General features: G+C 58.8%; 13 protein-coding genes. 5 read left to right on the top strand and 8 right to left on the bottom strand.

Annotation, left to right across the window (positions count from 1 at the left end):
- Positions 1 to 227 precede the first annotated feature (227 nt).
- From mnmE to rpmH, 5 genes are all read right to left on the bottom strand, one after another.
- Entirely contained in the window at positions 228 to 1,592 is a 1,365-nt protein-coding gene (gene mnmE, locus ASF13_RS20575) for a tRNA uridine-5-carboxymethylaminomethyl(34) synthesis GTPase MnmE (RefSeq protein ID WP_056241217.1), read from the bottom strand.
- 113 nt (positions 1,593 to 1,705) lie between these two features.
- Positions 1,706 to 3,352: a membrane protein insertase YidC gene (gene yidC / locus ASF13_RS20570; RefSeq protein WP_056241017.1), complete on the bottom strand. Its 1,647-nt coding sequence runs from the start codon at positions 3,350 to 3,352 to the stop codon at positions 1,706 to 1,708.
- Positions 3,353 to 3,363: 11 nt separating this feature from the next.
- Positions 3,364 to 3,612, bottom strand: coding sequence for a membrane protein insertion efficiency factor YidD (gene yidD / locus ASF13_RS23835; protein WP_072166456.1), 249 nt, complete (start codon positions 3,610 to 3,612; stop codon positions 3,364 to 3,366).
- On the bottom strand, positions 3,576 to 3,935 hold the full coding sequence (rnpA, locus tag ASF13_RS23830) for a ribonuclease P protein component (RefSeq protein WP_072166455.1): 360 nt from the start codon (positions 3,933 to 3,935) through the stop codon (positions 3,576 to 3,578). The genes yidD and rnpA overlap by 37 nt, the downstream gene beginning before the upstream one ends.
- A 17-nt stretch (positions 3,936 to 3,952) precedes the next feature.
- Positions 3,953 to 4,093 carry a 50S ribosomal protein L34 gene (gene rpmH / locus ASF13_RS23825; protein ID WP_003023858.1) on the bottom strand — a complete coding sequence of 47 codons (141 nt, stop codon included), beginning with the start codon at positions 4,091 to 4,093 and terminating at the stop codon, positions 3,953 to 3,955.
- Between the two features lie 670 nt (positions 4,094 to 4,763).
- Here rpmH and dnaA point away from each other — a divergent pair.
- From dnaA to fic, 5 genes are all read left to right on the top strand, one after another.
- Positions 4,764 to 6,155: a chromosomal replication initiator protein DnaA gene (gene dnaA / locus ASF13_RS20560; RefSeq protein WP_056241014.1), complete on the top strand. Its 1,392-nt coding sequence runs from the start codon at positions 4,764 to 4,766 to the stop codon at positions 6,153 to 6,155.
- 2 nt (positions 6,156 to 6,157) lie between these two features.
- Positions 6,158 to 7,258 carry a DNA polymerase III subunit beta gene (gene dnaN, locus ASF13_RS20555; RefSeq protein ID WP_056241011.1) on the top strand — a complete coding sequence of 367 codons (1,101 nt, stop codon included), beginning with the start codon at positions 6,158 to 6,160 and terminating at the stop codon, positions 7,256 to 7,258.
- A gap of 245 nt (positions 7,259 to 7,503) precedes the next feature.
- Positions 7,504 to 8,589: a DNA replication/repair protein RecF gene (gene recF / locus ASF13_RS20550; protein WP_056241008.1), complete on the top strand. Its 1,086-nt coding sequence runs from the start codon at positions 7,504 to 7,506 to the stop codon at positions 8,587 to 8,589.
- A gap of 17 nt (positions 8,590 to 8,606) precedes the next feature.
- On the top strand, positions 8,607 to 11,015 hold the full coding sequence (gene gyrB / locus ASF13_RS20545) for a DNA topoisomerase (ATP-hydrolyzing) subunit B (protein WP_056241005.1): 2,409 nt from the start codon (positions 8,607 to 8,609) through the stop codon (positions 11,013 to 11,015).
- A 264-nt stretch (positions 11,016 to 11,279) separates the two neighbouring features.
- Positions 11,280 to 12,392 carry a protein adenylyltransferase Fic gene (fic, locus tag ASF13_RS20540; protein ID WP_056241003.1) on the top strand — a complete coding sequence of 371 codons (1,113 nt, stop codon included), beginning with the start codon at positions 11,280 to 11,282 and terminating at the stop codon, positions 12,390 to 12,392.
- A gap of 6 nt (positions 12,393 to 12,398) precedes the next feature.
- Here fic and ASF13_RS20535 read toward each other — a convergent pair whose 3' ends face one another.
- The 3 genes from ASF13_RS20535 to ASF13_RS20525 form a co-directional block, all read right to left on the bottom strand.
- Complete coding sequence (locus tag ASF13_RS20535; RefSeq protein WP_056241000.1) at positions 12,399 to 13,706, bottom strand: MFS transporter; 1,308 nt, start codon at positions 13,704 to 13,706, stop codon at positions 12,399 to 12,401.
- A 358-nt stretch (positions 13,707 to 14,064) separates the two neighbouring features.
- On the bottom strand, positions 14,065 to 15,054 hold the full coding sequence (locus tag ASF13_RS20530; RefSeq protein ID WP_056240997.1) for a LacI family DNA-binding transcriptional regulator: 990 nt from the start codon (positions 15,052 to 15,054) through the stop codon (positions 14,065 to 14,067).
- A gap of 84 nt (positions 15,055 to 15,138) precedes the next feature.
- Entirely contained in the window at positions 15,139 to 16,515 is a 1,377-nt protein-coding gene (locus ASF13_RS20525; protein WP_056241210.1) for a cytochrome c, read from the bottom strand.
- Positions 16,516 to 16,596 lie beyond the last annotated feature (81 nt).

Genomic DNA, 16,596 nt, shown 5'->3' with positions numbered 1-16,596 from the left:
CGCAAAATACGCCACCTGGCTTTAATCATCCACAAATCGGGCTATTCCCTCAGATGATCTGGCACTGATGGTTTACTGCATCACGGGTGAGGATATCAGAGGAAGGATCGCCGCTGAGTAAGGCGTTCGCAAAGGTCACCAGGCTGCCCACGTTACTGGCGCTTCCTGTCTTAAGCGGGGAACCGCCTGTGCGCCTGTGCGGCAGAGCACAGGCGCAGGAAGGAGGATTATTTGCCGATGCAGAAGCTGGAGAAGATGCGCCCGAGCAGATCGTCAGAGGTAAATTCCCCGGTGATTTCGCTCAGCGCCAGCTGGGCGACCCGCAGCTCTTCCGCCAGCAGTTCGCCGGCACGGGCACCCAGCAGCTGATCTTTGCCCTGCAGTAAGTGAGTGGCCGCTAACTCCAGCGCCTGCAGGTGGCGACGACGGGCGAGGAAGCCGCCTTCCATATTACCGGAGAAGCCCATGCTCTCCTTAAGGTGGCTGCGAAGCACCTCAACGCCGTCGCCGGTGCGGGCCGACAGGCGAATCAGTGAGTGACCATTTACTTCACTCAGCCCCAGCGCTTCGCCGGTGCTGTCGGCCTTATTGCGCACCACGGTGATCGGCAGGCTGTCCGGCAGGCGGGCGATAAAGTCCGGCCAGATCTCCGCCGGCCCGGTGGCCGCCGTGGTGGTGCCGTCCACCATAAACAGCACGCGATCCGCCTGTTCGATCTCGTTCCAGGCGCGTTCAATGCCGATACGTTCCACTTCGTCACTGGCGTCACGCAGCCCGGCGGTGTCGATAATATGCAGCGGCATGCCGTCGATATGAATATGCTCGCGCAGCACGTCGCGGGTGGTGCCGGCAATGTCGGTAACGATGGCGGCTTCACGACCGGCCAGCGCGTTGAGCAGGCTGGATTTGCCGGCGTTCGGTCGCCCGGCGATCACCACCTTCATCCCTTCACGCAGCAGGCTGCCCTGGCGTGCTTCGGCGCGCACGCCGTCAAGTTCACCGATCACCGCATTCAGCTGCGCTTCTATTTTACCGTCGGAGAGGAAGTCGATCTCCTCATCCGGGAAATCAATAGCCGCTTCCACGTAGATGCGCAGGTGAGTAAGTGCTTCCACCAGACCGTTGACCCGCTGCGAAAATACCCCCTGTAGCGAGTTAACGGCTGAGCGTGCCGCCTGTTCGGAACTGGCGTCAATCAGGTCGGCAATGGCTTCCGCCTGCGCCAGGTCCAGTTTGTCGTTAAGAAATGCGCGCTCAGAGAATTCGCCAGGGTTGGCAATGCGCAGCCCCGGCAGCGCCACGATGCGCTTCAACAGCAGGTCGAGGATCACCGGGCCGCCGTGCCCCTGTAGCTCCAGCACGTCTTCACCGGTAAAGGAGTTGGGACCGGGGAACCACAGCGCAATTCCCTGGTCGAGCACGCTGCCGTCGGCGTCACGGAACGGCAGGTAGTCGGCGTAGCGCGGCTTCGGCAGCTTGCCCAGCAGCAGCTGTGCCACCTCTGCGGCCTTCTGACCGGAAATACGCAAAATACCGACGCCGCCGCGGCCTGGCGGCGTCGCCTGGGCGACGATTGTATCGCTGTGGCTCATGTTGAATTCTCTTTCGGATGCAAAAAAAAAGGCGGTCATAATGACCGCCTTATTGTACTCACTGTGCCTGTCCGGGTCGATGCTGACCGTTTACGCCGGCAGGTAACAGCGAATTACGCCTTCTTCTTGTCGCGGCTGTGCAGACCGCGTTTTTCCAGCCCGCGGTAGATCAGCTGCTGCTGCAGAATGGTCACCAGGTTGCTGACGATGTAGTACAGCACCAGGCCAGACGGGAACCACAGGAAGAACACGGTGAAGATCACCGGCATAAAGGTCATGATCTTCTGCTGCATCGGATCGGTGACGGTGGTCGGCGACATCTTCTGAATGAAGAACATCGTGATACCCATCAGGATCGGCAGGATGTAGTACGGGTCCTGTGCAGAGAGGTCATGGATCCACAGCGCGAACGGCGCGTGACGCAGTTCCACCGAACCCATCAGCATGTAGTAGAGGGCCAGGAAGATTGGCATCTGGATAACCAGCGGCAGGCAGCCGCCCAGCGGGTTAACCTTCTCGCTCTTGTACAGCGCCATCATCTCCTGACTCATGCGCTGTTTATCGTCGCCTAAACGCTCACGCATCGCCTGAATTTTCGGCTGCAGCATGCGCATTTTCGCCATCGAGGTGTACTGCGCCTTCGTCAGCGGGTACATGATACCGCGCACGATAAAGGTGATAACGATAATCGAGAAGCCCCAGTTGCCGATAAAGCTCTGCAGGAACTTCAGCAGCTTAAACAGCGGCTGGGAGATAAACCACAGCCAGCCGTAATCCACGGTCAGATCCAGGTGTGGTGCCACAGCAGCCATTTTGTCCTGAATTTCCGGGCCCACCCACAGGGTGGCTTTCAGCTCCTGCTGAGAACCCGCCGCGATGGTCACCGGTGCAGATTTATAGCCGATCGCCGCAATGCCGTTACCAAGGTTGCTGGTGTAAAGGGTGTTGGCACCGGCAGTCTGCGGTACCCAGGCGGTCGCGAAGTACTGCTGCAGCATCGCCACCCAACCGTTGTTGGTGGTGGTGCTCAGGTTTTCGTTGTCGCTGATTTTGTCGAACTTGTACTTCTCGTAGTTGGTCTCACTGCTGGAGTAAGCCGCGCCACGGAAGGTGTGCAACGCAAAGTTGTTGCTGCCGGTATCGCGATGCTTAGGCAGGTCGATAGTCTGCTTCAGCTGACCAAACATCGACACTTCCAGCGGCTGCTGGCTGGCGTTATTGATCTGATAGTCGACGCTGATGGCATATTCGCCACGCTTCAGCACGAAGGTTTTGGTGTAAACCGCGCCGTTTTCAGCGGTAAAGGTCAACGGAATACGCAGTTCGCTCTGGCCATCGGCCAGCGTGAAGCTTTCCTGCGCGCTGGTGTACAGCGGGCGGGCACCGTTAGCCGGGTTGTCCGGGCCGTTACGACCGGTCAGGCCGCTCTGCGCCTGATACTGGAAGGCCGGGGTGTTTTCCAGCAGCAGGAACGGCTGGTCAGAACCCAGGGTATCCGGGTAGGTCAGCAGCTGTGCCTGTTCGATATCGCCACCGCGGGTATTGATATGCAGTGACAGGACATCTGTCTTCACGGTAATAGTTTTGCCCTGGCCGCTGGCGGGTACTGCCTGGCTGGCGGTATCACCCGCTGCACTGGTCGTGTTCTGGGTAGTCTGGGTCTGCAGTGGCTGCGGAGCGTGGTCCGTCTGCCAGGCTTGCCAGATCATGAAGGACACGAACAGAAAAGCGATGAGGAAAAGATTGCGTTGCGAATCCATCGTTAATGTTCTCAGTTATCGTCGGTTTTCGGCGGCACCGGGTCGTCGCCACCCGCATGAAGAGGGTGGCATTTTAATATGCGTTTCATCGTCAACCAACTGCCTTTTAACACCCCAAACCGTCGCAATGCTTCAATGCCGTATTGCGAACAGGTGGGGTGAAAACGGCAGTGGGGGCCTAACAGCGGGCTGATTACGCGTTGGTAAACGCGAATCAGCCCGATCAGGAGCCGCGAGCCAGGCGACAATGACGACGCCATAGTTTCTCCAACGCTTCCGTCAACGCATGGTTATCCAGGTCGGCCACTCCTTTTTTCGCCACGATGACAAAATCCATGGCGGGGAGTTCGTGTTGACGCAGACGAAAGCTTTCGCGGGTCAATCGCTTGATCCGGTTACGTTCATGCGCGCGTTTCACGTGTTTTTTGGCGACGGTAAGACCGATGCGGGGATGCCCCAGCTGGTTCAGGCGGCCGAGAATGGTGATTTGCGGCGTGCCAGCCCGTTGTGGCTGCTGGAAGACGAAAGTGAAATGAGTGGGAGTTAACAAACGTAACTCCCTGGGAAATGCGAGCTTAACCACTCAGCGGTTAGCTTTTGTTACTTAGAAACGGTCAGACGAGAACGGCCTTTAGCACGACGACGTGCCAGAACCTGACGACCATTTTTATTTGCCATACGAGCACGGAAACCGTGTGAACGGTTGCGCTTCAGTACGGACGGTTGAAAAGTGCGTTTCATGGCGATTTCTACCTAAACTTGAAAAATTTCACTTGGTGACGCGTTAACCGGTCCGAAAACTGACCCGACGCCTCAGTGTGTCTTTAATAAAGAGGCGGGATTGTAATAATTGTACAGTCCGGAGTCAATTTACTTCGCGCAAAAGCACGTCATGATTGCCCGTAGTGGCTCGCAAAACTATCCAAAAAGGGCAAGGCGCAACATACCGGGGCAAGAATTATACGGCCTCCGCTACAAAGCGCAAGGATCGTGCAGGATCTTCCGGCGATCCGTTGCCGGTGCCACTGCCGCAATAGCGTGACGGCAGCCGAATTTTTTCCGCAATTACCACGATCGCTCCCCCCTTTTGTCACAGGTAGCGTAAACTTATCCCCGCCGTAACAGCCTGTGGATAAATTGGATCAAAACTGTGTAGAAAGTGAAGATCTCTGCGGCGCTTTGCGCTATGATCCGCCCTTCCGCTAACGATCCTCCAGGACGTCACCCCGCGATCCCCATGTACAGGGGTGGGTGCAGGCCCCTTTCACTGGAACAGCAGCTTCAGCCTTGAAGGGTGTAGCGGAGTAACCGCATATAGCGGTTCGCATGCGACTCATCAGCATGCGTCAACAATGATGAAATTATCGCTTCAGTGTTTTTTCTTATCGAATTTTTTCGAGTGGAGTCCGCCGTGTCACTAACGCTCTGGCAACAGTGCCTTGCCCGCTTGCAGGATGAGCTCCCTGCCACAGAATTCAGCATGTGGATACGCCCACTGCAGGCCGAACTGAACGACAACACGCTGGCCTTATATGCCCCAAACCGTTTTGTGCTCGACTGGGTTCGGGATAAATACCTGAACAACATCAACGGCCTGCTTAACGAGTTTTGTGGTGCTAACGTGCCATTGCTGCGTTTTGAAGTCGGCAGTAAGCCGGTCGTCCAGCCCGCGGCGCAGCGGGTGCTGGCCAGTGCGCAGAGCAGCGCACCGCAGCAGGGGCACCGCCCGGCGCCGGCACGCCCAAGCTGGGACAGCATGCCTGCCCCGGCCGAGCTGTCGTACCGCTCGAACGTTAACACCAAACATAACTTCGACAACTTCGTTGAGGGTAAATCGAACCAGCTGGCGCGCGCGGCGGCGCGTCAGGTGGCGGATAACCCGGGCGGCGCGTATAACCCACTGTTCCTTTACGGCGGCACCGGCCTTGGTAAAACCCACCTGCTGCATGCGGTGGGCAACGGCATTATGGCGCGTAAGCCGAATGCCAAAGTGGTCTATATGCACTCCGAGCGTTTTGTGCAGGATATGGTGAAGGCGCTGCAGAACAACGCGATTGAAGAGTTCAAACGCTACTACCGTTCGGTGGATGCATTGCTGATCGATGACATTCAGTTCTTTGCCAATAAAGAGCGCTCGCAGGAGGAGTTTTTCCACACCTTCAACGCGCTGTTAGAGGGCAATCAGCAGATCATTCTGACCTCCGATCGCTATCCGAAAGAGATCAACGGGGTGGAAGATCGTCTGAAGTCGCGCTTTGGCTGGGGGCTGACCGTAGCGATCGAACCGCCGGAGCTGGAAACCCGCGTGGCGATCCTGATGAAAAAGGCCGATGAGAACGACATTCGTCTGCCGGGCGAAGTGGCCTTCTTTATTGCTAAACGCCTGCGATCCAACGTGCGTGAGCTGGAAGGGGCACTGAACCGGGTGATTGCCAACGCCAACTTTACCGGCCGTGCGATCACCATCGATTTCGTGCGCGAGGCGCTGCGCGATCTGCTGGCGCTGCAGGAGAAACTGGTGACCATCGACAATATTCAGAAGACCGTGGCTGAATATTATAAAATTAAGGTGGCTGACCTGCTCTCCAAACGCCGCTCGCGTTCCGTGGCCCGCCCGCGTCAGATGGCGATGGCGATGGCGAAAGAGCTGACGAACCACAGCCTGCCGGAAATCGGTGATGCTTTCGGGGGTCGTGACCATACCACCGTGCTGCATGCCTGCCGTAAAATTGAGCAGCTGCGCGAAGAGAGTCATGACATTAAAGAAGATTTCTCAAATCTAATCAGAACATTATCTTCCTGACTATGAAATTTATTGTAGAACGTGAGCAGTTACTCAAACCCTTACAACAGGTCAGCAGCCCGCTGGGCGGACGCCCGACTCTGCCGATCCTCGGTAACCTGCTGCTGCAGGTGAATGACGGCACGCTGCTGTTAACCGGGACCGACCTGGAAATGGAAATGGTCGCCCGCGTGGCACTGACCCAGGATCACCAGCCAGGTGCCACCACGGTGCCGGCGCGTAAGTTCTTTGATATTTGTCGCGGCCTGCCGGAAGGCGCCGAGATCACGGTGATGCTGGATGGCGAAAGAATGCTGGTGCGCTCCGGCCGCAGCCGCTTCTCGCTCTCCACCCTGCCCGCCAGCGACTTCCCGAACCTGGATGACTGGCAGAGTGAGGTCGAATTCACCCTGCCGCAGGCGACCCTTAAGCGGCTGATCGAAGCGACGCAGTTCTCAATGGCCCATCAGGACGTGCGCTACTACCTGAACGGCATGCTGTTCGAAACCGAAGGGGAAGAGCTGCGTACCGTAGCCACCGACGGCCACCGTCTGGCGGTGTGCTCAATGCCGGTGGGGCAGCCGCTGCCGAACCATTCGGTGATCGTGCCGCGTAAAGGGGTGATTGAGCTGGTGCGCCTGCTGGACGGCGGCGACACGCCGCTGCAGGTGCAGATCGGCAGCAACAATATCCGCGCCCACGTCGGTGACTTTATCTTTACCTCGAAGCTGGTTGACGGCCGTTTCCCGGATTATCGCCGCGTATTGCCGAAAAATCCGGATAAAACCCTCGATGCCAGCTGCGACCTGCTTAAGCAGGCCTTCTCGCGTGCCGCAATCCTCTCTAACGAGAAGTTCCGCGGCGTACGCCTCTATATCAGCGAAAATCAGCTGAAAATTACCGCCAACAACCCGGAGCAGGAAGAAGCGGAAGAGATGCTGGACGTCACCTACGGCGGCACCGATCTGGAAATCGGCTTTAACGTCAGCTACGTGCTGGACGTGCTCAACGCGCTGAAGTGCGAAAACGTGCGCCTGCTGCTGACCGATTCGGTCTCCAGCGTGCAGATTGAGGATGCAGCCAGCCAGTCGGCGGCCTATGTTGTCATGCCGATGCGCTTATAAGCGGCCTGGCCTGCCATTTTCGTCCGGGCAGCGCTCAAACACCTTACGTAGCTGGGTACGCTATGGGTTTTGCGCGCTGGCCCTACGCAAACAGGCTGCGATAGCGATGGCCGGGTTCGGTGTGATAGAGAAATAAACGGCCAGTGCGTTTAAAATACACGACATTGATTTGCTGTAGCTTTGATTTTCCTACGCATTAACGCCGGCCGGTCAACACCTTTACTCTCTGCGGAATCACTGCATTTATGGCTTTAACCCGCCTTCTGATCAAAGACTTCCGTAATATCGAACATGCGGACCTGGCACTGGCACCGGGATTTAATTTTCTGGTCGGCCCCAACGGCAGCGGCAAAACCAGCGTGCTGGAAGCTGTCTACACCCTCGGGCACGGCCGGGCGTTTCGCAGCCTGCAGGCCGGGCGGGTGATCCGCCACGAGCAGGAAGCCTTTGTGCTGCACGGGCGCATTGCCGGCGCGGAGCGTGAGGTATCGGTCGGGCTGACCAAAAATCGTAACGGTGACAGCAAGGTGCGCATTGATGGCAGCGACGGCCACAAGGTGGCGGAGCTGGCGCAGATGCTGCCGATGCAGCTGATCACGCCGGAAGGTTTCACCCTGCTCAACGGCGGGCCAAAATACCGGCGTGCCTATATCGACTGGGGCTGTTTTCACAACGAACCGGGCTTTTTCACCGCCTGGAGCAACCTGAAGCGCCTGCTGAAGCAGCGCAACGCCGCGCTGCGCCAGGTGTCACGCTATCAGCAGATCCAGGCCTGGGATCGCGAGCTGGCCCCGCTGGCGGAGCAGATAAGCGCCTGGCGTGCGGCCTACGGCGAAGCGATCGCCGCGGATATTAACGCCACCTGCGCGCAGTTTCTGCCCGAGTTTCAGCTGAGCTTCTCCTTTCAGCGCGGCTGGGACAAAGAGACCGGTTACGCCGACCTGCTGGAACGCAGCTTTGAGCGCGATCGGGCGCTGACCTACACCGCCAGCGGCCCGCACAAGGCCGACTTCCGCATCCGCGCCGAGGGCATGCCGGTGGAAGATCTGCTGTCGCGCGGCCAGCTTAAGCTGCTGATGTGCGCACTGCGGCTGGCACAGGGTGAGTTTCTCACCCGACAGAACGGGCAACGTTGCCTGTATCTGATAGATGATTTTGCCTCTGAGCTGGATGAAACCCGTCGCCACCTGCTGGCGTCGCGGCTGAAGGCCACTCGGGCCCAGGTTTTCGTCAGCGCTATCGCGCCTGAACAGGTGTTCGATATGACTGACGAAAAGGGCAAGATGTTCCACGTGGAACAGGGTAAAATAGCGGTTCAACCTGAAGATTAAACGAGCGAGAAAAGTTGATGTCGAATTCTTATGACTCCTCCAGTATCAAAGTTCTCAAGGGGCTGGATGCGGTACGCAAGCGCCCGGGTATGTATATCGGCGATACGGATGACGGCACCGGTCTGCATCACATGGTATTCGAGGTCGTGGATAACGCCATTGACGAAGCACTCGCCGGTCACTGCTCTGATATTCTTGTTACCATTCATGCGGATAACTCTGTCTCCGTCATCGATGACGGCCGTGGTATTCCAACCGGTATTCACCCGGAAGAGGGTATCTCTGCCGCTGAAGTGATCATGACCGTGCTGCACGCCGGCGGTAAGTTCGACGACAACTCGTATAAAGTGTCCGGCGGCCTGCACGGCGTGGGCGTCTCGGTGGTGAATGCCCTGTCTGAAAAGCTGGAGCTGACCATCCGTCGTGAAGGCAAAGTGCACCAGCAGGTCTACGTTCACGGTGTGCCGCAGGCCCCGCTGAGCGTGACCGGTGAAACCGACCTGACCGGTACCCGCGTGCGCTTCTGGCCAAGCCATCAGACCTTTACCAACGTCACCGATTTCGAATATGAGATCCTGGCTAAGCGTCTGCGTGAGCTGTCGTTCCTGAACTCCGGCGTGTCGATCAAGCTGGAAGATAAGCGCGATGGTAAAACCGACCACTACCACTATGAAGGTGGTATCAAGGCGTTTGTTGAGTATCTGAACAAAAACAAAACCCCGATCCACCCGAATGTGTTCTATTTCTCTACAGAGAAAGACGGCATTGGTGTGGAAGTGGCGCTGCAGTGGAACGACGGCTTCCAGGAAAACATCTACTGCTTTACCAACAACATCCCGCAGCGCGACGGCGGTACCCACCTGGTCGGTTTCCGCACCGCGATGACCCGTACCCTGAACGCCTATATGGATAAAGAGGGTTACAGCAAGAAGGCCAAGGTTAGCGCCACCGGTGACGATGCGCGTGAAGGCCTGATTGCCGTGGTGTCGGTGAAGGTACCGGATCCGAAGTTCTCCTCACAGACCAAAGACAAGCTGGTCTCCTCTGAGGTGAAATCGGCGGTTGAGCAGCAGATGAACGAACTGCTGGCTGAATACCTGCTGGAAAATCCGGGCGATGCTAAAATCGTGGTCGGCAAAATCATTGATGCGGCCCGCGCCCGTGAAGCCGCGCGCCGCGCCCGCGAAATGACCCGCCGTAAAGGCGCGCTGGATCTCGCCGGCCTGCCGGGCAAGCTGGCGGACTGCCAGGAGCGCGATCCGGCGCTGTCTGAAATCTACCTGGTGGAGGGTGACTCTGCGGGCGGTTCTGCCAAGCAGGGACGTAACCGTAAAAACCAGGCGATTCTGCCGCTGAAGGGTAAGATCCTTAACGTTGAGAAGGCGCGCTTCGATAAGATGCTCGCCTCGCAGGAAGTGGCCACGCTGATCACCGCGCTGGGCTGCGGCATCGGTCGTGACGAGTACAACCCGGACAAGCTGCGCTACCACAGCATCATCATCATGACCGATGCGGACGTCGACGGCTCGCACATCCGTACCCTGCTGCTGACCTTCTTCTACCGCCAGATGCCGGAAATCATCGAGCGTGGCCACGTCTACATCGCGCAGCCGCCGCTGTTTAAGGTGAAGAAGGGCAAACAGGAGCAGTACATCAAGGATATGGACGCGATGGACGAGTATCAGATCGCCATCGCCCTCGACGGTGCCTCCCTGCACGCTAACGCCAGCGCCCCGGCGCTGGGCGGCGCGCCGCTGGAGAGCCTGGTGGCCGAGTTCAACAGCACGCGTAAGATGATTAAGCGTATGGAGCGTCGTTATCCGTCTGCGCTGCTGAACGCGCTGATCTACAATCCGACCCTCGGCGATCTGGCGGCACAGGCCCCGGTGCAGAGCTGGTTAGACGGCCTGGTCGCTTACCTGAACGACAACGATCAGCACGGCAGCAGCTATGCCGGCGTGGTGCGCGAGAACCGCGAACTGCATATTTTTGAACCGGTGCTGCGCGTGCGTACCCACGGCGTCGACACCGACTACCCGCTGGACAACGAGTTCGTGCTGGGCGGCGAATACCGTAAGATCTGCGCGCTGGGCGAGAAGCTGCGTGGCCTGATCGAGGAAGACGCCTTTATTGAGCGCGGCGAGCGCCGTCAGCCGATTGCCAGCTTCGAGCAGGCGATCGACTGGCTGAGCAAAGAGTCACGCCGTGGCCTGACCATTCAGCGCTATAAAGGGCTGGGTGAGATGAACCCGGACCAGCTGTGGGAAACCACCATGGATCCGGACAGCCGCCGCATGCTGCGCGTGACCGTGAAGGATGCGATTGCCGCTGACCAGCTGTTCACCACCCTGATGGGTGATGCGGTAGAACCGCGCCGCGCCTTTATCGAAGAGAATGCGCTGCGCGCGGCCAATATCGATATCTAAGCGCTAACCCGCTGTTGTTGATAATAAAAAAGCAGATCTTCGGATCTGCTTTTTTTTCGTCTCGCTTTTCCTTCATGTTAAGCGCATCGACATATTCAGATAACGTGTCGAAAAAATGCGAAAATTTCGACACGTTCTTCCTTCATGTTAAGTGCATCAACATATCCGCATAACGTGTCGAAAAAATGCGAAAATTTCGACACGTCGTTTTCATGCCCGGCATTACCTCCTATGATGACAGGAGCGCAATAATCGGAAAACCCTATGAGCTGGCACGCAGAACACCCTTACAACCGGCTTCCACCGTTACCCCAACAGGGTGACGTGCTGGAGAATATCGTTACGCTCAAGGCCTGCATCCGGGCGCGTGCCGCGCTGGCAGAGCTGAAACAGGCGGGTGAACTTCTGCCTAACCAGGGGCTGTTGATCAATCTCCTGCCGCTGCTGGAAGCGAAAGACAGCTCCGAGATCGAGAATATCGTGACGACCTCGGACAAACTGTTTAAATATGCCGCCGAAGACACGCTGGCTGATGCCGCCACCAAAGAAGCACTACGCTATCGTACGGCGCTGTACCAGGGATTCCTGGAAATTGAGCGACGTCCGCTGTGTGTCACCACCATGATTCAGGTATGCAGCATCCTGAAATCGACAGATATGGACATTCGTCGGGTGCCGGGAACGGCATTGCGCAACTCGGTGACGGGGGCAGTGATCTATACCCCGCCAGAAGGCGAAGGGGTCATTCGCGACCTGCTGGCTAACTGGGAAGCCTTTCTTCATCAGGAAGATGATATCGATCCGTTAGTGAAGATGGCGGCGGCCCATTATCAGTTTGAGGCTATCCACCCGTTTGGCGATGGCAACGGTCGTACCGGGCGTATTCTCAATATTCTGTATCTTATTGAGCAGGGGCTGCTTAGCCTGCCAATCCTCTATTTAAGCCACTATATCGTGCGTAACAAGCAGGACTATTACCGCTTTCTCATCGGTGTAACCCGCGACCAGGACTGGCAGCCGTGGATTTTATATATGCTGAGCGCCGTAGAGCACACCTCACAGTGGACCACCCGCAAAATTGCTGCCGCGAGGGAGCTGATCGAGCATACCACCGGGTATATTCGCCAGCAGCTGCCAAAAATCTACAGTCACGAGCTGGTTCAGGTGATTTTTGAGCAGCCTTACTGCCGCATCAGCAATCTGACCGACAAGGAAATCGTCAGCAGGCAAACGGCTTCCGTGTATCTGAAGCAGCTTTGCGATATCGGGGTACTGACGGAATTAAGGTCTGGAAAAGAGAAGCTGTTTGTTCACCCTAAGCTGGTAACGCTGATGACCCAGGAGAGCAATCATTTCACGCGTTACCAGCATGAGTAGCCATGCTTACACCTTTCTCAGCCCGCCCGGCTCAGGTGCGTCTTCTGCCGCGGCGTCATGCAGATCGCAGCTGCGCGGCAGCGTGGCGGCAATCAGCCCGGCAATAGTTAGCGACCCGGCCAGCACGCAGATGGCGGTGCTCTGGCCGTACAAATAGATCACCATTCCCACCAGCCACGGGCCGACAAAGCCGCCGAGGTTGCCGAGTCCGTTAATCACCCCGCGTGCGCTGCCCGCCAGCTCCGGCGAGGCCAGCCGACCGGGCATTGACCAGAACGGGCTGGTGGCCGCTTTCAGGAAGAAGCCGCAGACGATCAGCGCAATATAGGCGGCAACCACATGCTGGTGCAGCACCACCGAGGCCAGCAGCGCGGCGGCGAAGCAGAACAGTGAGATCATTACCCACTGGCGGCGCTTGCCGCTGCGGTCGCTGAACAGCGAAATGGTATAAATCCCGGCGATGGTGGCGACAAACGGCAGCACCGCCAGCAGGCCAACGCCGGTCATATTTGCCCCGGTCAGGTTGCGCAGGATGGTCGGCAGCCACAGGGTGTAACCGTAATCGCCGGTCTGGTAGAAGAAGTTCAGCAGCACCAGCTTACGCAGGCCCGGGTTGCGGAATACGTCGATAATGCGCGCTTTGCCGGGGGGCGATTTTTTCTGCCGGGCTGCCCGTTCCTGTGCCAGGGTGGTGACCAGATAGTCGCGCTCGCTATCGGGCAGCCAGCGCGCCTGCTGCGGCCGGTCGGCCACCATCAGCCACCACATCAGCAGCACAGCCCCGGAGAGCACGCCTTCAATAATAAACAGCCAGCGCCAGTCGAACGTGTTGATCAGCAGCCCGGAGAGCGGGGCGGTGACCATGCCGCCCAGCGGCGCAAACATCATCACGCAGGCGTTGGCGCGGCCCAGCTCACGCTCCGGGAACCAGTTGCCGATCATCGTCAGCACCACCGGCAGCATGCCGCCTTCGGAAACGCCGAGAATAAAGCGCAGCGCCAGCAGCTGCCAGTGATTAGTGACGAAACCGGTGGCAATGGACACCACCATCCACGCCGTCAGCGACCAGGCGATAAAGCGTTTGCCGCTGCCGTTCACCGCCGTGCGGCCCCCCGGCACCTGCAGAAACAGGTAGCCGATAAAGAAGATGCCGCTGGCGATGCCGGCCATCTGGCTGGTGATCGCCAGATCCTGCTCCATGCCGCCGGGCAGAGCAAAGCTGATGTTCACGCGATCCATAAACGACACGATGCAGGTAATCAAAATCGGCACAATCACGCGCCACCAGCGCGTTGCGGGTATCTTATTATGCATGTCGGCCCCTCACTTCGGGTTGAGATAAACCGCGCCTGCGTCAGCGGCAGGGGATCTCCCCTGGCCGTGACCTCCCTGCGCGACGGAAATTCAGCTGCTACAGGGGCTTATTAAAGAGGAATTGCAAGATTAAATCGTGACCAGGCTCACGCTGAATCGTGTTAGAAAACTGTGTTACCAACGGCGTGATCGCGGAGGGATAATCGGCGGGTGCGGGTGCGGGTGCGGGTGCGGGTGCGGGTGCGGGTGCGGGTGCGGATGCAGATGCAGATGCAGATGCAGATGCAGATGCAATTGCTGGTGCGGGTGCTGATATGGATGCTGATGCTGGTACGGGGAGAGGCGCGTCTCCCCGCCGTCAGAGCGTGTCGCCGGCGAACAGGCGATAGGGCAGAGTGACCGACTCTTCTGTCGGCAGGTTATTGACCCTGCTGATCAAAATCTCAGTCGCCACTTTTCCCATCTCAAAGCGCGGAGTGATAACGCTGGCCAGCTTTGGCCGGGTCAGCTGGCCGATCTCAAGGCCGTGAAAGCCGACAATCGCCATCTGCTGCGGCACGGCGATCCCCTGCTGCCTGCACGCCTGCAGCACGCCAACGGCGAGGTCGTCATTGGTACAGAAAATGGCGTCCATAGCCGGATAACGCTGGCGTGCCAGCGCCATCATGTCATGGCCTGCGGAGACCGACGAGATTTTATGCGGAGTGATTCGCCCGGCGGAGAGGCCCGCCGCTGTCATGGCGTCGCGGTAACCTGCATAGCGTTGTTCGTCACGCAGATCGGCCATTGAGCCAAACCACACCGGCTTGCGGCCGCCGGCAATCAGCCGCTGCGTCATCTCGTAAGCGGCCTGACGGTTATCGAAGCCGACGTTAATCCGCCCGGCGGTGGTTGCCAGCCCCATCACCTCCGCTACCGGCACGCGTGCGCCGCTGAGGTACTTCTCAGCCCGCAGCGTATGCACCGTTTCGGTCAGCAGGATGGCGGCGACGTTGCAGGCCAGCACCGTGGCGATCTGCTCCTCTTCGCGCTGCAGATCGTATTCGTAGTTCATCACCAGCGTCTGCCAGCCTTCGGCGGCGGTAACGGACTCAATGCCCGCCAGCAGGTCGGCAAAAATCTGATTATGAAATGAGGGGATGATCACCCCAATGCGCGGCTGAACCTGGCTTATCACCTGCGGATTGTCGGCATCGCGCTGATAGCCAATCTCCACCATCACGGCGGCAATGCGTGCGGCCGTCTCTTTGCCCACCTTGTGCGGCGTACGCAGATAGCGGCTGACGGTCATTTTGGTCACATCGGCCAGCGATGCGATGTCATCTAAGGTGATACGCGGTAATTTCATGTTGTCCTCCTGCGGTTCATCAGCGGAGCCACGTGCGTCCCTGAACGGCAAAGGGGAAGCCGAACGCTTCCCCCCTGGTATCACTTAGCGCCGTCTGGCGCGGTACAGCACCAGCAGCAGGATCAGCACCACCACTACCGCGCCGCCCGGCAGGATCCACGGCTGCAGCTGCGCCAGCAACGGCGGATGGCCGCCTTTGCGCACCCAGGCCACGTCACCCGCCGTCACTTCACCGGCAGGATTGCCGTAATGCTGGCGAACATAGTTGCTGATGTCCGCCACCTGCTGATCGCTCAGCTTGTCGACGTAAGAGGGCGAGCTGAAGCCGGGCATCAGTACCTCGCCGTCGGCCGTTTTCCGCTGCACGCCAAAAAGAATGGCGGCAATCAGGTTGTTCGGGCTCTGCAGACCGGTGGCGGTGTTGTGGAACAGCGACGGATACGCCTGGTTCTGGCTGCCGGCACCGTCCGGCTGGTGGCAGCTGGCGCAGTTGCCGCTGAACAGCGCCGCGCCGTTAGTCAGGCTGTTACTGGCGGTCGCCGGGTTACGCCCGCGCACGCTGTTCTCCACGTTATCCGCCTGACCCCAGGCGTGAGCCGGGCGTGTGTCGCCCTCGTCGCGCAGCGGAGCCGTGCTCTTCAGATAGGTGGCGATCGCCTGCAGATCGTCGTCCGGCAGATACTGCAGACTGTTTTCCACCGCTTCCGCCATGCCGCCCGCCGCCTGATTTTTCCCGGCGGCACGGCCGGTTTTCAGGTACTGCACCAGCTCATCGTCGCGCCAGCCGCCGATACCGCTGATCGGGTCCGAGGTGATATTCGGCGCGTACCAGCTGCCCAGCGGACCACCGGCCAGCGGTAGCGCGCTTTTCTCCTGCATCAGCACGCCGCGCGGCGTATGGCAGGTATTACAGTGCGCCAGGCCGTTGACCAGGTAGTTGCCGCGGTTCCACTCGGCGCTCTGCCGGTTGTCGTACTGGTAGCGCGCGCCGTCGGCAAACAGCAGGTTCCAGAACTTCATGCTGAAGCGCAGGCTGAACGGGAACGGCAGGCGGGTCTGCGGGTTTGCCTGCTCCACCGGCTGCACGCCGTGGGTGAAGTAGTAGTAAAGCGCGTGCAGATCCTCATCGGTCATTTTGCCGTAGGAGGTGTAAGGCATTGCCGGGTAGAGCTGAGCGCCGTCGGCACGCACGCCGTCACGCACCGCCGCCGAGAACTGCGCCTCGCTGTAACCGCCAATCCCGCCCTGCGCCGGGGTAATGTTAGTGGCATAAATCACCCCGATCGGCGAGGCGATAGCGTAGCCGCCGGAATAGGGCGTTTTACTGCCCGGCGCGGTATGGCAGGCCTGGCAGTCAGAGGCGATTGCCACCTGTTCGCCCTGATGCAGCAGCTTCAGATCAACATCGGCGGCCTGCAGGCCGGCCGCCGGCAGCGCGAAGGCCGCCAGCAGCAGCGCCATCGTCAGCCGCATTTTGCCTGCCTTTCGAACCGGAAAGGTCGCTGCGTCGCGGGCGATGGGTGCGCTGCACGGGGCATTAAC

Origin of the sequence: Erwinia sp. Leaf53 (genome assembly GCF_001422605.1) — a bacterium.
GTDB lineage: Bacteria > Pseudomonadota > Gammaproteobacteria > Enterobacterales > Enterobacteriaceae > Erwinia.
This window is presented reverse-complemented; position numbering and strand designations above follow the sequence as displayed.

Coding starts and splice junctions, on each gene's coding strand:
- fic (WP_056241003.1), top strand. CDS start 11,280: ATGAGCTGGCACGCAGAACACCCTTACAACCGGCTTCCACCGTTACCC.
- yidC (WP_056241017.1), bottom strand. CDS start 3,352: ATGGATTCGCAACGCAATCTTTTCCTCATCGCTTTTCTGTTCGTGTCC.
- yidD (WP_072166456.1), bottom strand. CDS start 3,612: ATGGCGTCGTCATTGTCGCCTGGCTCGCGGCTCCTGATCGGGCTGATT.
- dnaN (WP_056241011.1), top strand. CDS start 6,158: ATGAAATTTATTGTAGAACGTGAGCAGTTACTCAAACCCTTACAACAG.
- gyrB (WP_056241005.1), top strand. CDS start 8,607: ATGTCGAATTCTTATGACTCCTCCAGTATCAAAGTTCTCAAGGGGCTG.
- recF (WP_056241008.1), top strand. CDS start 7,504: ATGGCTTTAACCCGCCTTCTGATCAAAGACTTCCGTAATATCGAACAT.
- ASF13_RS20535 (WP_056241000.1), bottom strand. CDS start 13,706: ATGCATAATAAGATACCCGCAACGCGCTGGTGGCGCGTGATTGTGCCG.
- ASF13_RS20530 (WP_056240997.1), bottom strand. CDS start 15,054: ATGAAATTACCGCGTATCACCTTAGATGACATCGCATCGCTGGCCGAT.
- mnmE (WP_056241217.1), bottom strand. CDS start 1,592: ATGAGCCACAGCGATACAATCGTCGCCCAGGCGACGCCGCCAGGCCGC.
- rpmH (WP_003023858.1), bottom strand. CDS start 4,093: ATGAAACGCACTTTTCAACCGTCCGTACTGAAGCGCAACCGTTCACAC.
- ASF13_RS20525 (WP_056241210.1), bottom strand. CDS start 16,515: ATGGCGCTGCTGCTGGCGGCCTTCGCGCTGCCGGCGGCCGGCCTGCAG.